The organism is Pseudoalteromonas shioyasakiensis (genome assembly GCF_024518675.1).
GTDB lineage: Bacteria > Pseudomonadota > Gammaproteobacteria > Enterobacterales > Alteromonadaceae > Pseudoalteromonas > Pseudoalteromonas shioyasakiensis_B.
The window spans coordinates 14,201-32,573 of sequence record NZ_JANIGL010000004.1 but is presented as its reverse complement, the minus strand read 5'-3'; the positions used below and the strand labels follow the sequence as shown (position 1 = coordinate 32,573).

Here is an 18,373-nt window from a genome sequence, read left to right as displayed (position 1 = left end):
ACTGTGAAAATAACTGATACCAGTGTCAAACGCCCCGTTTTTGCGATTGTAATAAACTTATTATTACTTACCTTCGGCTTGGTTGCATTTTCCATGCTACCACTACGTGAATACCCAGATATAGAGTCCCCAATAGTAAGTGTAAGCACTGACTACACAGGTGCTTCAGCTGAGATTATAGAAACAAAAATAACCCAAGTATTAGAAAATCGAATCTCGGGGATTGAAGGCATAAAAAGCATAAACTCATCAAGTCGAAACGGCCGTTCTAATATCACTATTGAGTTTAACATTAGCCGTGATATTGATGCCGCTTCAAACGATGTACGTGAGCGTGTAGCACGTGCGCTAGATAGCTTACCTGAGCAAGTTCGCCCACCTGAGGTATCGAAATCAAACAGCGATGAAAGCCCAATTGCATGGTTTGTATTAAACAGCGACACCATGGATTCTTTACAGCTATCAGATTATGCACAACGCTTTATTGTCGATCGTTTAGCCGTTGTTGATGGTGTCTCAAACGTACGAGTCGGTGGTGAGCGTAAATACGCCATGAAAATATGGCTTAATCGCCAAGCAATGGCGGCTCGTGGCATAACCTCAAGCGATATTGAAAATACCCTACGTACAGAGAATGTTGAACTCCCTGCGGGTGAAATAGAGTCAATCGATCGTGATTTTACCGTGCGAACCGCACGTAGTTATAAAGATCAACGTGATTTTCAAAACCTCGTTATTAAACGTGGGGATGATGGATACTTAGTGCGATTAGGTGAAGTGGCTGATGTGCATTTAGAAGCTGCCGATGACGAAAGCTTATTCCGCGGTAATGGCCGCAATATGATTGGGCTTGGCATTGTAAAACAAGCGAAAGCCAATACCCTAACTGTGGTTGACAATGCTCGCGCTGAACTTGAAAAAATAAAACGAAACCTACCTGAAGGCACAACTATTCAAGACAGCTATGACTCGTCAATTTTTATTAAAGAGTCAATCAATGAAGTTTATAACACACTGGCAATTTCAATGGGCCTTGTGGTACTCATCATCTTCATCTTCTTAGGTAATATACGCGCTACTTTAATCCCTGCTGTCACCGTACCGGTTGCACTCGTTGGTAGTTTTATGTTTTTACTTGCTATGGGCTACTCAATTAACCTACTGACTTTATTAGCGCTTGTATTAGCGATTGGTTTGGTGGTTGATGATGCTATTGTGATGCTGGAAAACATTCACCGTCGCATAGAGCTCGGTGAGCCCCCTTTGCTGGCGGCCTATCGAGGTGCTCGTGAAGTTGGCTTTGCTATCATTGCCACGACCTTAGTTTTGATTTCTGTATTCGTCCCATTGGTATTTATGGATGGCCGTATCGGTGCGTTATTTACCGAGTTTGCCATGGCTGTAAGTGCTGCCGTATTCTTCTCTAGCATTACCGCCTTAACGCTTTCCCCTGCATTATGCTCAAAAGTATTAAAGCATTCAGATAAGCCAAGTAAATTTAACCAAGGAATGGACCGCTTATTTAGTAAAATAGAGCAAGGTTACCAAAACTCACTGCGTTCAAATGTTAGCCGCACAGGTGGCCTAACCCTAACCTTATTGCTCGCAGGCTTTGTTAGCTACTTGTTGTTCCAGCAAATCCCTTCTGAGCTGACACCTAAAGAGGACCGTGGCACATTCTTTATAATGATGAGCCCACCTGAAGGCGCGAGCTATGAAAACAACGCCGCTAATATGGCCAAAATTGAAGAACGCTTAATGCCTTATTCGGAATCAGGTGAACTGAGCAGAGTACTCATACGTGTTCCAGGTTGGGGTGGCAGTGGTGGTGTTGCGATTGTCGGCATGGCAGACTGGGATGAACGTAAACGTTCAACTTGGGAAGTAATGGATGAAATCAGCGGTAAAATGACTGAAGTAACTGATGTCCGCGCTTTTGCTATCATGCGTCGCGGGATTGGTGGCGGTGGCTCTTCTCGCCCCATTGAATTTGTTTTACAAGGTAACGACTACGCTCAACTTGCTGATTGGCGTGACCGTATTATTGAACGCGCTGAGAAAAACCCGGGGTTAGTACGTATCGATCACGACTATAAAGAAACCTTTCCACAATTTTTAATCAGTATCGATAAAAATAAAGCTGCAGATTTAGGTGTATCGGTGTCTGATGTTGGCCGTACCCTTGAAACAATGCTCGGACAACGCCGTGTTACTACCTTTATCGACCGTGGTGAAGAGTACGACGTAATATTAAAAGGAACCAAAGCTGACTTTACAGATCCAACCGACATTTCAAATATCTACTTAAAATCTCGTAGTGGTGAATTAGTACCATTGGATAGCTTGATCAGCTTAAAAGAAGAAGCGACAGCATCTCGCCTAAATCGTTATAACCGTATGCGTGCAATAACGCTCAGCGCAAACCTTGCTGATGGCTATACGCTTGAACAAGCACTTAACTTTTTAAATCAAGTAGCAGCGGAAGAAAATGATATAGATGGCGCTATTGATTACAAAGGTGAATCTCAGTTATTTTACGAAGGTGCTTCAGCAATGACTTATGTATTTATTTTAGCCCTAACCGTTACCTTCTTAGTATTAGCCGCTCAATTTGAAAGCTTTATGCACCCATTTGTGATCATGCTAACAGTGCCTCTTGGCTTAATGGGAGCGATGTTTGGCCTTTGGGCAACTGGACTCACACTTAATATTTACAGCCAAATAGGCATTGTTATGCTCATTGGTTTAAGTGCTAAAAATGGTATTTTGATTGTTGAATTCACCAATCAGCTGCGTGATAAAGGAGTCGAGTTTAGCGAGGCAATATTACAAGCCGCGACACAACGTCTGCGCCCTATTATTATGACCTCATTAACCACGGTGATGAGTGCTGTACCATTAGTGCTTGCCTCAGGTCCAGGCGCTGAAAGCCGTATGGTAATCGGTGTTGTCGTATTTACTGGCGTTATAGTTGCGACGCTACTCACTTTGTTTGTAGTACCTGCAGCATACTATGCCCTTGCACGTAATACACAATCTCCTGAGTTTTTACAGCAAAAGCTCAACCAACAAGCAGCTGAAAAACCACTAAAAGAGCTTTAAGTAACTTATAGCGCTGTTGCACTAAGCAGCAGCGCTTGCCCCTTTTCCTCCCCCTGATTCAGGAAATAAAACCCCCTCTTAGCCGTTCTTCTGCTAGGCTAGAGCATCTGCGTAATTTAAGTTTTTTGAAGGACATCTATGAGTAAAACAATTGACACTGCAACCTTTGGTGGTGGCTGTTTTTGGTGTATTGATGCTGCATTTAGGCGTGTAGAAGGTGTTACCCACGTAAGCTCTGGCTACACAGGGGGCGAAACTGATAATCCAACCTACCAGCAGATATGTACAGGGCTGACAGGCCACGCAGAAGTAGTCAATATTGAGTTTGATCGCAGCCAGATAAGCTATGAGCGCTTATTAGCTATGTTTTTCACCTTGCATGATGCAACGCAATTAAACCGCCAAGGTAACGATATTGGCACCCAATACCGCAGCGTTGTGTATTATCACAATGATGAGCAACACACCCAAACCATGGATTATATTACCAAGCTACAAAGTCAGATACGTGAGAAAATAGTAACAGAAGTGAGCCCTGCGACCACTTACTACCCTGCTGAGCAATATCACCAAGACTACTATGAGCAAAACCCCGAACAAGGTTATTGCAGCATATTAATAGCCCCCAAATTACAGCGTTTTGAAAAAGATTTTAAGCTATATTTAAAAAACTAAGATAGTTTAAATAATGAAAAGCCCGCGATGGCATACCATCGCGGGCTTTTCATTTAAATACGCTAATTAGGCAATTAGAACTGATAGCTTGCACCAACAAAAAAGCGGCGATCTGCCGTGTTATAATAAAATACCTCACCGGTAGTATAATCCATGCTTGAATCAACGGCGTTATATTGCTTATCAAATAAATTTTCAACACGTGCAGAGAATGACAAAGAGTCATTTAGCTGGTAGTTTGCGGTCAGATTCCATAGCGTATATGAGCTCAGTTTCGTCACTTTACCTTGACGATCACTACGGTACTGCATATTGAAGCCAGCATCAAAGTTATCCCACTGTTTAGCAACCGACCAATTAATAGTTCGTGGGGATACATAAGTTTGTGCAACCCCTGTTTCAGTGTTTTCTGCATCTAAATATGTAAAATTAAGTTGGTTGTCAAAGCCAAATAATTGATTTGAAAAACTAAATTCCACACCTTCATTGCGTGCCTCGTTAATATTGGTAGGCTGCCAATTACCAGCGGCATTAGGTGCCCAAGCAATTAGATTTTCAATATCATTTCTAAAAATGGAGACGCTAACGGTTGCTTGGCTAAAGCTAAGGTTTAATCCAAGTTCCTGATTAACCGAAGTTTCAGGAACTAGATTCGGATTCCCCGAAAGTGGGTAATATAAATCATTGAATGTTGGGGCTTTAAAACCAGAGCTCTGGCTTACTCTAACCGTTGCGTTTTTGTGTAATCGATATCCCGCTGCAATGGTGTAAGTGGTTTCGTCGCCAAAATACTGATCGTCATCATAACGTAGTGCTATATTACCTAATACCTTCTCATTATCGTAGTAAGCGCCAACAAAGCCTGCGAACACTTCACGACTATCTTTACTGTAATCACCCGAAGTTCCTGAGATATCATCTTTATACCAATTCACCCCACCAGAAACATCAAACTCATCATTAATTGAATACAAACCATTGTAATCAACTTGCTGACGTTTAGTTTCAAAAGCATCTATAACTGTCGCCCCAGTATAGTCTACACGAGAGTTATCAGAGCCATCGTTAGCTAAAGCAATATCAATTGAATGAGAGTGTTGCCCAAAAGATTTTTTCCAACCAAGCCCTAACTGGTAATTTTCAAAGTCATTATTTTCGACAGTACTGTCTACAGGTGAATACGCACTATCATATTGCGCATAACCTTCACTATATTGGCCCCGTGCAATTAGTTCGCCCATTGATTCATTTACATATCCAATGTTAAAACCTATATTTTTATTTTCATAACCGTCTTCGTCAGGCGCTACACCTTGCAACACATCAAACCCATCTGTTTTTTCAATTCCAGCATTAAATGAGGCTGTAACGGCATCAATAACTGTTGTGCCAGCAACTTGGTAGTTTTGATATGTATCAGAACCAAAAGTAGCGTCAAATATTAGGGCTTGAGATTGTCGAGTAATAATATTAATCACACCAGCTAATGCATCAGAACCATACACTGCAGCACGCGAGCCTTTAATAATTTCAATGCGTTCAATAGAATTAAGGGGGATGTTACCAATTGACTTATAACCTAACGTTGCAGAACCAGTGCGGATACCATCAACTAAGATGAGTGTATGACGTGAACTTGAGCCTCGCAACGATACACCGGAGTTTTGCCCAAAGCCTCCATTAGCGTTAACCTGAAAACCAACTTGCGTTGCAAGTAAACTAGGTAAATCGCGTACATTACTTGCCTCAATTTCACTGCGCTCAATAACAGCAACACTAGCAAGCACATCATTAATTGATTGCTCAAATTTATTTGCGGTAACTGTAATGCGTTCAATTGGTTGCTCTGCAGACGCAGAAAAAGATAACGCAGCAGTGACAGCTACGCCTAGAGTAGATTTTTTTAGCATGATATCCCCTGACCCGTGCCCACCGCACAAGCAATAGTAAATTTGTATCAAGGCCGGTCTCCGGACTCTGTACTTGATCAGTACATTACCGTTGCGGGGGCAGTGTTGGGATTATGCTCATCATGACCATGCACCAACTTCCCGATTATCCTGCTTTAAATTTCATTACCTTGAAATCTATACTTGGTGTATTTAGCAGGCACCTTAAAAATAGGTCGTTATTGTGATTATTTTAACGCTGAAAGTCAATGGACGGCTATACATCTAAAGCTAATTGGCCTATCTCTTCAAAAGTGCGAGTTGGGCTATTTCTTATAAAGAGTGCGAGTTGGCGAGTTGGCGAGTTGGCGAGTTGGCGAGTTGGCGAGTTGGCGAAAAAGATTAGCGTGACTTTACTTTTAAACAACTAATTCGAGATGATTATTATCTTTTAATACTAAAAACAAAAACCGCACAAGTGCGGTTTGTTTATTGAATTTATTTAGCTTATAAACCAGCGCGATCTTTAATTACTGGAATAAGTGCAGAGCCACCATGACCATTTGACTCAGCCCAAGCAATATCGGCACCATCTGATAATGAGCTTTTAGATAGGTTTTTAACTACATACTCACCCGCATCAACTGCATTACTAGCAATTGCATGGCGTAATAAATTGTTACCGTTACAAAGTACCGCATCGTAGATATTACGGATTTTTACACGTGAGCTCTTTAATTTACTACGAAGACGATTTTTATCGTCGGCAGCAATATACTCACAGATTGATACAGCTAACTGATCATCAGCTTTAACCGGTGCTGAAAATGCAACCGAACCAGAAATAACAGCAGTAACAACTAGTAATGTAGATAATTTAACCATTGGACACCCTTGAGTAATACTTTTTACCTATGCTTGTTGGTTATTATTGTACCAACCTATAAGTTTAAGCGCAATAATGTTACTCAACTTTATCCAAGGTTACGAATTTATACTGATGTAAATTTTTCTCATCGGGCTGATAACTTTGCTCTTCTACTAGCTGCCAGTTAGCAACTTTTTCATAATCAGGGAACTGCGTATCGCCTTCTACGGCTAAATCTATAAAGGTTAAATAAAGGGTATTGGCTTGATTTAAAAACTGTTGATAAATATTACCACCGCCGATAATCATTACTTCTTCACAGCCTTTCACCAGTAATAATGCCTCTTCTGGCGAGGTGACGACTTCTATCCCCTCTGCACTGTAATGTGCATTGCGACTGATAATAATATTTTTTCTACCTGGTAAAGGACGCCCTATCGACTCAAATGTTTTACGACCCATAATCACCGGCTTACTCATTGTCACACGCTTAAAGTGTTGTAAATCAGCAGGTAGATGCCACGGCATTTTATTGTCTTGACCAATAATGCGATTGTTAGCCATTGCCGCAATCATTGAAATTTTCACATTAATCACCTAATACTTTATTGCTAAACAAGAAAAAAGGAGCGTCAGCTCCTTTTCAAATAAATCCATGCACTACGACTAGCGTTCGTAGACGACTTCGACATCGTAGTCATCTTCGTCCCAGTCTTCCCAATCATCATCATCACTATTTTTAGTTGCATCTTTATGGTAAGTATCCCATTTAAATTCAACTTCTTCGTCTTCAATTGGTTCGAACTTTTCTTTAGGCATAGTATCAAGCAATGCCATTATATCATGACATAAGGCTTGCGTATTTTGCTTATTCGCCGCTGAAATACGGTAAATATTCGTTTCTTCACCTAACTCTTCAGCAATTTGCTCACACAGAACTTTTGCTTCGTCTTCTGGCAGTAGGTCAATCTTATTAAACACCAACCAACGAGGCTTCTCAGCAAGTTTGGGGCTGTATTGATGCAATTCATTAATAATAGCAAATGCGTTATCAACAGGGTTAGAACCATCGACTGGCATAATATCAATAATATGCAATAACACGCGACAACGTTCTAAATGCTTTAAGAAGCGGATACCTAAACCAGCGCCGTCCGATGCACCCTCAATTAGACCTGGGATATCGGCAATTACAAACGATTTATTTGCGTCCGGACGCACGACCCCTAGATTAGGAATAAGCGTCGTGAATGGGTAATCAGCTACTTTTGGCTTTGCCGCTGAGACACTGCGAATAAATGTTGATTTACCCGCGTTTGGTAAACCAAGCAAGCCCACATCAGCAAGTAGCATTAACTCAAGCTTGAGCATACGTACTTCACCAGGAGTGCCTAATGTCTTCTGTCGTGGTGCACGGTTAGTGCTTGATTTAAAGCGTGCGTTTCCTAAGCCATGAAAACCACCTTTAGCCACAACCAAGCGCTGGCCATTTTGTGTTAGATCACCCAAGGACTCTTGAGTCTCAACGTCAGTTACTCGTGTCCCCACAGGAACTTTGATAAAAAGGTCATCCCCTTTTTTACCAGTACAGTTACGGCTTTGACCATTAGTCCCGCGCTCAGCACGGTGAAAACGCTCAAACTGATAATCGATTAAGGTATTTAAGTTTTCATCTGCTTGTAGATAAACACTGCCACCATCGCCGCCATCGCCACCATCAGGGCCACCGTCAGGGACATACTTTTCACGACGGAAAGACACGATACCACTGCCACCGTCACCAGCTTCTGCGCGAATTTCTACTTCATCTACAAACTTCATGATTACTCACTTTAGGATTGGCTTGTTAATAACACTATTATATACCCAAGCCAACTTAATTGCAGGCTTGGGTATATATTCTTAAGGCTTAAAACAAAAAACCCCGCAAAAGCGGGGTTTTTTAAGAACCGGCTCTGATTACTCAGATACGATGCTTACGTATTTACGGTTTAATGGACCTTTTTGTTCAAACTGAACTTTACCATCTGCTTTTGCGAAGATAGTGTGGTCTTTACCGATACCTACGTTTGTGCCAGCGTGGAAACGAGTACCACGTTGACGTACAATGATGCTACCCGCTAGAACTGATTCGCCACCAAAACGCTTAACACCTAGGCGTTTGCTTTCTGAATCGCGACCGTTACGAGTACTACCAGCTGCTTTTTTATGTGCCATTTCTAAGTACCTCTAATTAAGCGCTAATGCCAGTGATTTTAACTTCTGTGAACCATTGACGATGGCCCATTTGCTTACGAGAATGCTTACGGCGTCTAAATTTAACAACCTTAATCTTCTCACCGCGACCATGTGAAACAACCTCAGCTGTTACTTTACCACCGTTTACGAACGGTACACCGATCTCGATTTTCTCACCATCAGCAACTAAAAGTACTGAATCAAATTCAACTGCTGCACCAGTTTCAACGTCTAATTTCTCAAGACGAATTGTTTGACCTTCAGTCACACGGTGCTGTTTACCACCACTTTGGAAAACCGCGTACATAATTAACTCCGTCTGTGCGCCCTCAAATCGACGCAACTAAAATATTCTTCAATAGGGCGCGAAGTTTACGCTAATGCATAAAAACTAGCAAGCCTGTTTTTTAATTAAATGAATAAAAAATAGCTGCATTGAGAGCAATTCAATATTTTCCCCTATTTTATATTAAATTACCGGTATGCCAAGCGCTTTTTAGTTCAAGATGACAAATAAATTACATCAAGACTGAAGCGGCTTTAAAGAATAAAAAGTAACCATGTGAATTACCACTATATTTAACTTATCTGTGGGGAAACGGATTAAATAAGTACTTTAAACCTATTTTTTCAGCGAATTGTCACAAAATATCGAGTGAGCGCGTTTTTTGTTGTACAATCTGCAGCGTATACCCATTAAAATTGGCTCGGAGATCAATGGATATAAAAGCTATCCAGGCGTTAATCGAAAACGATATGAATGACGTCAACCAACTTATACACGCACAAATGCAGTCTGATGTGGCTTTAGTTAATCAACTAGGCTTATATATAGTTAACAGTGGCGGCAAGCGTGTTCGTCCTATGTTGGCTATTTTGGCGGCAAAAGCACTAGGCTATAAAGGCAATGACCACATTACCTTAGCAACTATCGTTGAGTTTATTCATACCGCAACTTTATTACATGATGACGTTGTAGATGAATCCAACTTACGCAGAGGTACGCCAACTGCAAATGCTGAGTTTGGTAATGCTGCAAGCGTGCTTGTGGGTGACTTTATTTATACACGCTCTTTTCAGCTAATGGTGGGCATTGGTAAAATGCAGGTCATGCAAATATTAGCTGATGCAACCAATGTCATTGCTGAAGGTGAAGTCTTGCAATTAATGAATTGTAACGACCCCGATACCACTGAAGACAGCTATATGCAGGTCATCTACTCTAAAACAGCTAAACTATTTGAAGCAGCTACAGGGCTTGCCGCCGTTATTACAGAGCAAGACGAGGCAACACTTAGAGCACTGAACCTTTATGGAATGCACTTAGGCACAGCATTTCAATTAGTTGATGATGTACTCGATTATAATGCAGATGCTGAGCAGCTAGGTAAAAATATTGGTGATGATTTAGCGGAAGGCAAACCGACGCTGCCACTTATATATGCAATGCAACAAGGTAATGCAGAGCAAGTTCAGCTCATTCGAGATGCAATAGAGCATAGCAATGGCATGGATCACTTAGACGCGATTTTAAGTGCTTTGCGTGAAACTAACGCGCTAGAATTTACCATGAGTAAAGCAGATGAAGAAGCAGATAAAGCTATCGCCTGCTTATCAGTACTGGCTGATTCGCCTTATAGAGAAGCATTAATAAGCCTAGCCCGTATTGCAGTTGACCGCAGCCATTAAACTAACGATAACTTCGAGCATAAAAAAAGCCTGCAATTGCAGGCTTTTTTATTATCGCCAATCACTTGGCAATAATAACAAGATTATGCGTTGATGAAATCAACACCTTCTTGGATGTCTTTTTTTAGCGTATCTAGCATATCGTTTTTAGCTTGCTGCTCAAACGCACTTAACTCGCCGTAAGAAAGAATTTCTTCTACGCCATTTTTACCTAAACGTACTGGGTGTGCAAAGTATTCTGCATCGCCACCTTCAACTGCAACATATGCGTAGTCTACAACTTCTTCACCTTGTAGGCCTTTAACTAAAGACATACAAAAACGAGCTGCAGCTGCACCCATAGATAATGTAGCTGAACCGCCACCCGCTTTAGCGTTTACTACTTCAGTACCTGCATTTTGGATACGTGGAGTAAGTGCTGCAACTTCTTCATCAGTGAAAGTAACACCTTCAACTTGAGAAAGTAGTGGCAGAATAGTTGTACCTGAGTGACCACCAATGACTGGTACTTTAACAGTAGCAACATCAACACCTTTAAGCTCAGCAACAAATGCTTCAGAACGAATTACATCAAGTGTAGTAATACCGAAAACACGGTTAGCATCATAAGTACCCGCTTTTTTGAATACTTCAGCAACGATTGGCACAGTTCCATTAACTGGATTAGTGATAATACCTACTAATGCTTTAGGACAGTTAGCAACGATTCCTTCAGCTAATGTTTTGATGATACCAGCATTTACGTTGAATAAATCTGCACGGTCCATACCCGGCTTACGCGGCATGCCTGCAGGGATAAGTACGATATCACAACCTGTTAGCGCTTGATCAAGTGCATCAGCACCAAAACCAGTTACTTTAACATCTGTTGGGATGTGAGAAAGATCAACAGCAACACCAGGAACAACGGGTGCAACATCATAAAGTGATAATTCAGAACCAGCTGGTAAACCTGTTTTTAATAATAAAGACAACGCTTGACCGATACCGCCTGCAGCACCTAATACAGCAACTTTCATTGGAATTCTCCGTAATTTAAGGTAGAAAATATTTGTGGCACTAAGATAAAGAAATTAGCGCCTAAAGACAAATTTATCCTGCTTATTTTGCATATAATTTCGACCATAGTTGTAAATTTAGTCATATTCCAGGTTCGAAGAGTAAGCTAAGCTAAACAACTACTGCATAAATATTCATTTTTGTGTAGAATTTAGGTCATCCAATAACAAAGCAGAAAAATTACATGCAACCACAAGATAAACAAGAAGCGCTAGTTAAAGCCTTTAAGTCACTTTTAAAAGAAGAAAATTTTGGCTCTCAAGGCGAGATTGTTGATGCCCTAAAAGAGCAAGGCTTTGATAATATCAGCCAAAGTAAAGTCTCTCGCATGTTAAGTAAATTTGGTGCAGTACGAACCCGTAACGCCAAACAAGAAATGGTTTACTGCTTACCTGCAGAAATGGGCGTACCAACCGCTAAAAGCCCACTGCGCCAGTTGGTTATTGACATAATGCACAATGAAATGATGATCATTATTCGTACCAGCCCTGGAGCCGCGCAGTTAATTGCTCGTTTGTTAGATTCTTTAGGTAAAGCCGATGGCGTACTGGGGACTATTGCCGGTGACGATACCATTTTTATTGCTCCAGCTAAGATTTCTGAAATAGACGTAACCTTAGAACGCGTTCGAATCTTATTTGATACAGTTTAGAGCTGTTTTAAAAAGTTAATTGATGGGGCGAAAAAAGCAGAGCCCATATCAGCTTGAGTAAAATCAAGCCAATGGTCGTAACAATCGCCCTGCCCTAACCGACTTTTTAATACTTTTTCGAATGCATTACCTTGTGCTGCACAGCAAATAGATAACACCCCTTGTTCGTAAACATCACCATAGGGCATACTTTGGCTTAGTAGTAACGGTTGGCCTTGCTCATCTTTAAGTTCAGTGCGCGTGGCATGGCTAGTATCAACACTTGGCTCCAGTAAGTTATTATCCAAACGACTTCGCCCCATAATTTGCTCTTGCTCTTGTAGCGATAAATGCTGCCACACACTTAAATCGTGCTTATAACGCTGAACATGGATATAGCTGCCCTGATCTTCAAAGTGACTGGGATTATTGACCAGCGCTGTGACCCTTTTTTGTCGGCCATGGGGGGTATTACCACCTAGGATAAAGCCATTAAAATCGCGGCCATCTAAAAATCGAAAGTTTCTTATTTGCTCTACCAGTTCAACATCGGGCGCGAACAACTGCAATATTTGCAATGCAAAAAGGTGGTTAACATCTTCCCTGTCAGAGCGTATTTGCACGAATAAATCAAAAGGTTGAGCCCCCATAACATGATCATTATGGGTGATATTAGGAAAGCTTTGTAGCTGGCTAGGGATAAACTCAGGCAATATATGGGGCCAATACTGAGCACCTACTGCAACAAAGCTAGATAGCATTGACTCAGAAAACTGATCAGCAAACTCATCTTGAATCGCACTAACCCGCTTTAATTTTTTGCGTAATGACTCATCATGACCATCAAATACATTAAAAAACAAATGCAAACCGTGTAAGTTTGCTTCAGCACAAATCCCTGATTGCGCTTGCGCCATGGAAGATCCTTAACTCTAATTTGGACACAGCTTTAATTATTTATCAGCGAAAAAATTTACCGTGTGTGGTTTTATTTTTATAGTCACTAGCTCATTTAAATTAAATGACTGCGCTAGCTCGGCAGCAACTTCAACTTCTTGCCCATCTATCATCACTTTATAAACATAGCTTGTGCCAATAAAGCGCCGATTTAATACCTTAACTGTTTGTTCACTTTGCTCTGACGCTGCAGTTAAAACAAGATGGTGTGAGCGAACATATAACTGCCCCTGCGCTGAGTTATGGCGATTAGCAATCAACGATGTTACCAAACCAAAGCGCGTTGAGTATTCAGTTGCTGTTAATACTTCTGCGCTTAAGTATATGCCCTGACCTAGAAATTCTGCAACTACCTTTGAGTTTGGTGCAGTAAAAAGCTGCTCTGGAGTGCCTTGCTGAGCAATTTTTCCGCGATGCATGACCGCAAGTGTATCAGAAAATGCAAACGCTTCTTCTTTAGAGTGGGTAACAAACACAGCAGAGACCTGCTGACTTTTGATAATACGACGAATATCTGCAATCAATTCAAAACGTACTTGAGTATCAATATTCGAAAAAGGCTCATCAAGTAATAATAAACTTGGTTTATAAGCCAATGCTCTGGCAATCGCTACACGTTGCTGTTGACCTCCAGATAACTGGTGAGGGAAACGCTTTGCACACCCTTCGAGTTGCACTAATCCTAACATTTCCTCCACACGCAGCTGCTTTTGGGCTCTAGTCATATTAGTTAAACCAAAAGCGATATTGTCAGCAACTGTTAAATGCGGAAACAGCGCATAGTCTTGAAACATCATACCTATATTACGATGCTCCGGTGCCACAAATAATCCAGCACCAGAGACAAGTTTAGCGTTAATATAAACTTTGCCTTGCTGCGCGGTAATAATTCCTGCGATAGCTTTTAAAGTGGTTGTTTTACCGCAGCCACTGGCACCAAGTAAACACACTATTTCGTCGTTTTCGACCGTTAAGTTTAACCCTTCAATCACCGCGGTTTCATTATATTGATAAGATAAATTATCTAAGACTAAGCTACTCATTTAACTGCGCTGCTCCATTGAGCGATTAACAAAATATAAAGGCACTAAGCCAACGACAACAATAGCAAGCGCGGAGATAGAAGCCAGCTCTAACTGCTCATCACTCACATATTGAAATACATGAGTTGCAAGGGTTTCAAAATTGAATGGCCTAAGCAGTAAAGCTGCCGGTAACTCTTTCATACACTCAATAAACACCAATAGGCCTGCGGTTAAAATACCCCGACGTAATAAAGGAATATGTACTTTGCGTAACGTTTGCCCATGGCTTTTACCCATAGATTGACTAGCCATATCCAAAGAAGGACTAATTCGCATAAAACTGGCTTCGATGGCACCATGAGCAATAGCATAAAAACGCACAACATAAGCAAAGATTATGGCAAATAACGTACCACTGAAAAGTAAACCGGGTGCAATTTCAAGTGGCTCTAACAAAGCATTGAGCCGATCATCAAGCACGGTTAAAGGCAATAAAACTGCAATTGCTAAAACAGTTCCAGGTAAAGCATAACCTGTACTTGCTAAACGCCCTGGTACAAGCAAATATTGTTGTTTGCCAATACGTTGATAAAACACTATAAGTAAACTTAAAATAACCGTGACCACAGATACCAACCCCGCCACTTTAAAGCTCTGCCAAGCATATAAAAAGAACGCATCATTCCATGCTTGCGCGGCATAAGCGATAGCATATTTTAATAACACTGCAACGGGCAAAACAAAGGCAAAAAATAATACAGCGCAACAAAACGAGGTTGCCCACCATGCAGATTTACCTTTTAAGACATAAAGTGTCTCACTGTTTATACCTGATTGACGTTCAAATACAGCTTGCTTGCGGCGACTAAAGCGCTCAATGGTTAAAACTAAAAACAGTATGAATAACATAATGCCTGATATTTTTGCGGCTGCGGTTAATGAGTAATAACCCAACCAAGTATCATAAACAGCCGTTGTTAACGTACTTACTGCAAAGTAATTTACTGTAGCAAAGTCAGCCATTGTCTCCATGCTAATTAAGGTAAGCCCTGCCACAATTGCACCTCGTGCAAGGGGTAAACTTACCCGATAAAAGCTTTGTATAGGTGTTAACCCCATAATCTGACTGGCCTGTACCAATTTAAATGACTGCTCTCGCAATGCAGTTTTAAATATTAAATAGAGGTAGGGGTAAAGCACCAATGCAATCATCATAATTGCTCCCTCTAATGTGCGCATATCAAAAAACCAATAATCATCAGGGGATTGCCAACCAAACCAATTTCGCAGTGCTATTTGTATGGGTCCTGCGTAATCAAATAAGTCCGTGTAAACATAAGCAATGATATAGGTTGGCATGGCAAGGGGTAGCATTAATGCCCATTCAAAGTGCTTACGGCCTGGAAAATCGCAATAGGCCGTGAGCCAAGCCAATGGCAGCGCAATGGTACAACTTACTGCGCATACACCCAAAATAAGTAACAATGTATTGCGAGTGTAGTCCCACAACACCGTACTCCAAAGGTGGCTAAAAACGTCAGAATCGCCTTGCAGCGACTCGAAAAGTAAAAAGCATAATGGGGTTACAAGCGTGATGCCAATAACCCATGCAAAAAGCTGCCATTGAGACAGCGAAAAATTAAAACTCATTAAAGGTCGAACTTCACCTCATCAATCAACTTAAGCGCTAATGGACGATATTTGCTGATCTCATCAAGTGGTAAGCTATCTTCCTTAAAGTTACCCCAAGATGCGACTAAGCTTGATAATTCCACACCTGGTTTAACCGGGTATTCCATATTAACCGAGGCATACATGTTTTGTGCCTTATTGTCGGTCATATACTCAATCAGTTTCAAGGCATTTTCAGGGTTTTTAGCGTATTTGGTAATAACGACACCCGAAACATTTATATGAGACCCTCTATTATCTTGGTTTGGAAAGTTAATATTTACCGCATCTGCCCATGGTTTTTGTGCTGGATCTTGGATCATTTTACCAAAGTAATAACTATTGCCTAACGCTAAATCGCATAATCCTTCTTTAACTGCTTTTACTTGAGCACGATCATTGCCTTGTGGTTTACGTGCAAGATTAGCCTTTACTCCCTCAAGCCATTGCTTAGTTTTAACTTCACCATGATGCGCTATCATTGAAGCCACCAACCCCAAATTATACGGATGTTTACCTGAGCGAGTGCACAGCTTCCCCTTATATTTAGGATCAGCTAATTCTTCATAGTTTAAATGCGCTAATGCGCCAATTTGCTCTTTAGATGAGTAAACATTACGCACCCGTTTAGTCAGAGCAATCCACTGACCTTGCTCGTCGCGAAATTTAGCCGGCACATTACTATCAACCGTTTCACTGTTAATGGCTTGGGTTAAGCCAAGTTCATCAAGCTGAACTAAATCACTAAAATTTGATGTTAGTACTAAATCTGCTTGGCTATGTTTGCCTTCACGCTTAACTCGCTCGATCAACCCTTTTTTAGCGAATACCACATTGGTTTTTATCCCCGTTTGCGCAGTGAAGTCATCCAAAATAGGTTGAATTAAAAACGATTGACGAAAAGAATAGATATTAACGGCATCATCAGCTAGAGCAGGAGCTGTAACTGTAAGTCCAAGCAAAATCGCGAATGTTTTTTTCATAAGTATTATTCATCTAAATAGTAATTATTATCACCAAATAATACCTTTTCCCTATTAAAAGTGCACCCATTATCTAAGCCAAAGTGATAACTGGAAGTTATGTGTGAGATATCTCTCACGGTACTGGTAGTTAATGAGTAAAAAAACCAAGAGAAAACACACAAAAACAACTTAAAAACTTGATTATTAACACATTTAAATAACTTATACTATTCACCTTTAATTTTGTATGTCTTTTTATAGCTATTTTGTTTGCTTTAACCCTCTATACTTACTTCATCGGTTAAGCAAACAGGCTTAAATGAGTAAACGGACAAGGAATGATTACTCAGCAACCTCGGATTAGGTTACGTTAGGAAAATAAGGACTCACGGACAGGCTCAGGATGAGTAACACAAAGGATAGTACACACATGGACAGCGTCAAGATGATGCGAAAAGGACGAACAACAAGGCTCACAGAGAGTTGTTAGACAGGAAGTTACAAAAGCGGAACAATGGACAGGCCTTAAGGGCAACGCAATGGAACTGTTTTATAAATGGATAGCATCAGGACGGTGCGTAAAGGAATAGGTAATAGACATTACCAATAGGGAAGAACGGATACTACTTGGAGACAGGCCCGGATAGCCTAAATTACGCAGAACGAATAAGTAACAGCGTAATCACATGGATTAGTAAAGATTAGGAGTTGATTGAGTTCAATTGCAGGATGCAGAAAATTAGAAGATTCCGCAAGCGCGACTAGAGATAGTTCGCGCTTTTCTTTTGCCTGAAATACGGTGTTAAAAAACTTAAGCATTTGGTGCTTAATACATTTTTAATAAAGAGTGGACTTCCCATCGTTTGCTAGACACCTAATAATGTACCGCGTTTAAACTCACAGGTTATTGCGGCTGACCTTTGTTGCGCTTACCCAGTAAATAGGCATCACGAAACTTCATAAAATGTTGTTCTAGTTTATTTGATGCATCGAGTTCACCTGCCAATGCTAACACCATAATTGCGACTTCAGCGGTGCCAAGCTGATGTGCATGAGGTGCAACCCGTAAACGGTAATCCGACAGTTTTTCTGCAGTAATCGATAAAACAGGTAAATTATCTAGGTATGGGCTTTTACGGATCATTTTTTTCGCTTCACGCCATGTACCATCCAAAAAGATAAATAACGGGCGCTTGCTTGGTTGCGGTTTAACCTCCGTTATCACTCGACTAGCATCTTCAACATCTGTGGCAGGAAAAATCACCATAGGCTGATATTGAGGATCGTTTAACAAGGCTAAAAGCTCACGCTCAGGGTCAGTTCTGTTCCAGCGAAATGCATAATTATCAGGCACTATTTCAGCGATTAAACGCCCCGTATTAGAAGGTTTAAAGCTTTCATTATGATACATCAGCATGCAAACAGCTGCATTACACTGCGCCTGCTCAACGCCTTCACAAATACAATAATGTTTTGCAATTAAGCATTGCTCACAACGATCCATTTTACCACCACGAGCATTAAACTCACGTCGAGATTCGCTAATTTGCTGCGCTCGTAAGGCAAGTACTGAGTTAGAAGAGCGGTTAGTCACGAGTTTTTTA

The 18,373-nt window shown here is 40.9% G+C and carries 16 protein-coding genes and 1 riboswitch; of the genes, 4 read left to right on the top strand and 12 right to left on the bottom strand.

Going from position 1 to position 18,373, the window contains the following annotated elements; genetic code table 11:
- Positions 1-3: 3 nt before the first annotated feature.
- Positions 4-3,102, top strand: coding sequence for an efflux RND transporter permease subunit (locus NQT69_RS12910; protein ID WP_256828099.1), 3,099 nt, complete (start codon positions 4-6; stop codon positions 3,100-3,102).
- A 138-nt stretch (positions 3,103-3,240) separates the two neighbouring features.
- Complete coding sequence (gene msrA / locus NQT69_RS12905; RefSeq protein WP_256828098.1) at positions 3,241-3,777, top strand: peptide-methionine (S)-S-oxide reductase MsrA; 537 nt, start codon at positions 3,241-3,243, stop codon at positions 3,775-3,777.
- A gap of 74 nt (positions 3,778-3,851) precedes the next feature.
- Here the strand turns inward: msrA and NQT69_RS12900 are convergent, their stop codons facing one another.
- The 6 genes from NQT69_RS12900 to rplU all read right to left on the bottom strand — a co-directional run bounded on the left by NQT69_RS12900 (position 3,852) and on the right by rplU (position 9,079).
- Complete coding sequence (locus NQT69_RS12900; RefSeq protein ID WP_256828097.1) at positions 3,852-5,687, bottom strand: TonB-dependent receptor domain-containing protein; 1,836 nt, start codon at positions 5,685-5,687, stop codon at positions 3,852-3,854.
- A 34-nt stretch (positions 5,688-5,721) separates the two neighbouring features.
- Positions 5,722-5,875: riboswitch (cobalamin riboswitch) on the bottom strand.
- Between the two features lie 298 nt (positions 5,876-6,173).
- The gene (locus tag NQT69_RS12895) at positions 6,174-6,551 is read right to left on the bottom strand and encodes a DUF3718 domain-containing protein (protein WP_087531063.1); all 378 of its coding nucleotides are present in this window, start codon (positions 6,549-6,551) and stop codon (positions 6,174-6,176) included.
- Positions 6,552-6,630: 79 nt separating this feature from the next.
- Entirely contained in the window at positions 6,631-7,122 is a 492-nt protein-coding gene (gene folA / locus NQT69_RS12890; protein ID WP_256828096.1) for a type 3 dihydrofolate reductase, read from the bottom strand.
- Positions 7,123-7,200: 78 nt separating this feature from the next.
- On the bottom strand, positions 7,201-8,355 hold the full coding sequence (gene cgtA, locus NQT69_RS12885) for an Obg family GTPase CgtA (protein ID WP_256828095.1): 1,155 nt from the start codon (positions 8,353-8,355) through the stop codon (positions 7,201-7,203).
- Positions 8,356-8,493: 138 nt separating this feature from the next.
- Positions 8,494-8,751, bottom strand: coding sequence for a 50S ribosomal protein L27 (gene rpmA, locus NQT69_RS12880; protein WP_256828094.1), 258 nt, complete (start codon positions 8,749-8,751; stop codon positions 8,494-8,496).
- A 16-nt stretch (positions 8,752-8,767) separates the two neighbouring features.
- A complete protein-coding gene (gene rplU / locus NQT69_RS12875; RefSeq protein WP_004587921.1) occupies positions 8,768-9,079 on the bottom strand; it encodes a 50S ribosomal protein L21 in 312 nt (103 codons plus the stop codon).
- A gap of 410 nt (positions 9,080-9,489) precedes the next feature.
- Here rplU and ispB point away from each other — a divergent pair, with 410 nt between their 5' ends.
- Positions 9,490-10,461 carry an octaprenyl diphosphate synthase gene (gene ispB / locus NQT69_RS12870; RefSeq protein ID WP_256828093.1) on the top strand — a complete coding sequence of 324 codons (972 nt, stop codon included), beginning with the start codon at positions 9,490-9,492 and terminating at the stop codon, positions 10,459-10,461.
- Positions 10,462-10,544: 83 nt separating this feature from the next.
- Here ispB and mdh read toward each other — a convergent pair whose 3' ends face one another.
- On the bottom strand, positions 10,545-11,480 hold the full coding sequence (mdh, locus tag NQT69_RS12865) for a malate dehydrogenase (protein ID WP_256828092.1): 936 nt from the start codon (positions 11,478-11,480) through the stop codon (positions 10,545-10,547).
- Between the two features lie 224 nt (positions 11,481-11,704).
- Between mdh and argR the strand changes: the two genes are divergently transcribed.
- Positions 11,705-12,172 (top strand): transcriptional regulator ArgR, encoded by a 468-nt coding sequence (argR, locus tag NQT69_RS12860; RefSeq protein ID WP_006794541.1) that lies wholly within the window; start codon positions 11,705-11,707, stop codon positions 12,170-12,172.
- On the opposite strand, the gene NQT69_RS12855 is transcribed toward argR, so the two are convergent.
- The 5 genes from NQT69_RS12855 to NQT69_RS12835 form a co-directional block, all read right to left on the bottom strand.
- Positions 12,169-13,068, bottom strand: coding sequence for a Dyp-type peroxidase (locus NQT69_RS12855; RefSeq protein ID WP_256828091.1), 900 nt, complete (start codon positions 13,066-13,068; stop codon positions 12,169-12,171). The genes argR and NQT69_RS12855 overlap by 4 nt on opposite strands.
- Positions 13,069-13,104: 36 nt before the next feature.
- The gene (locus tag NQT69_RS12850) at positions 13,105-14,151 is read right to left on the bottom strand and encodes an ABC transporter ATP-binding protein (RefSeq protein WP_256828090.1); all 1,047 of its coding nucleotides are present in this window, start codon (positions 14,149-14,151) and stop codon (positions 13,105-13,107) included.
- A complete protein-coding gene (locus NQT69_RS12845) occupies positions 14,152-15,783 on the bottom strand; it encodes an ABC transporter permease (protein ID WP_256828089.1) in 1,632 nt (543 codons plus the stop codon).
- On the bottom strand, positions 15,783-16,787 hold the full coding sequence (locus tag NQT69_RS12840) for a Fe(3+) ABC transporter substrate-binding protein (RefSeq protein ID WP_256828088.1): 1,005 nt from the start codon (positions 16,785-16,787) through the stop codon (positions 15,783-15,785). The genes NQT69_RS12845 and NQT69_RS12840 overlap by 1 nt, the downstream gene beginning before the upstream one ends.
- An 886-nt stretch (positions 16,788-17,673) precedes the next feature.
- Entirely contained in the window at positions 17,674-18,363 is a 690-nt protein-coding gene (locus NQT69_RS12835; protein WP_256828087.1) for a tRNA-uridine aminocarboxypropyltransferase, read from the bottom strand.
- Positions 18,364-18,373 lie beyond the last annotated feature (10 nt).

Excerpts from the sequence above, each read along its gene's own strand:
- rpmA (WP_256828094.1), bottom strand. The coding sequence starts at position 8,751 with ATGGCACATAAAAAAGCAGCTGGTAGTACTCGTAACGGTCGCGATTCA.
- mdh (WP_256828092.1), bottom strand. The coding sequence starts at position 11,480 with ATGAAAGTTGCTGTATTAGGTGCTGCAGGCGGTATCGGTCAAGCGTTG.
- NQT69_RS12855 (WP_256828091.1), bottom strand. The coding sequence starts at position 13,068 with ATGGCGCAAGCGCAATCAGGGATTTGTGCTGAAGCAAACTTACACGGT.
- msrA (WP_256828098.1), top strand. The coding sequence starts at position 3,241 with ATGAGTAAAACAATTGACACTGCAACCTTTGGTGGTGGCTGTTTTTGG.
- NQT69_RS12895 (WP_087531063.1), bottom strand. The coding sequence starts at position 6,551 with ATGGTTAAATTATCTACATTACTAGTTGTTACTGCTGTTATTTCTGGT.
- argR (WP_006794541.1), top strand. The coding sequence starts at position 11,705 with ATGCAACCACAAGATAAACAAGAAGCGCTAGTTAAAGCCTTTAAGTCA.
- NQT69_RS12850 (WP_256828090.1), bottom strand. The coding sequence starts at position 14,151 with ATGAGTAGCTTAGTCTTAGATAATTTATCTTATCAATATAATGAAACC.
- rplU (WP_004587921.1), bottom strand. The coding sequence starts at position 9,079 with ATGTACGCGGTTTTCCAAAGTGGTGGTAAACAGCACCGTGTGACTGAA.
- NQT69_RS12840 (WP_256828088.1), bottom strand. The coding sequence starts at position 16,787 with ATGAAAAAAACATTCGCGATTTTGCTTGGACTTACAGTTACAGCTCCT.
- cgtA (WP_256828095.1), bottom strand. The coding sequence starts at position 8,355 with ATGAAGTTTGTAGATGAAGTAGAAATTCGCGCAGAAGCTGGTGACGGT.
- NQT69_RS12845 (WP_256828089.1), bottom strand. The coding sequence starts at position 15,783 with ATGAGTTTTAATTTTTCGCTGTCTCAATGGCAGCTTTTTGCATGGGTT.
- ispB (WP_256828093.1), top strand. The coding sequence starts at position 9,490 with ATGGATATAAAAGCTATCCAGGCGTTAATCGAAAACGATATGAATGAC.
- NQT69_RS12900 (WP_256828097.1), bottom strand. The coding sequence starts at position 5,687 with ATGCTAAAAAAATCTACTCTAGGCGTAGCTGTCACTGCTGCGTTATCT.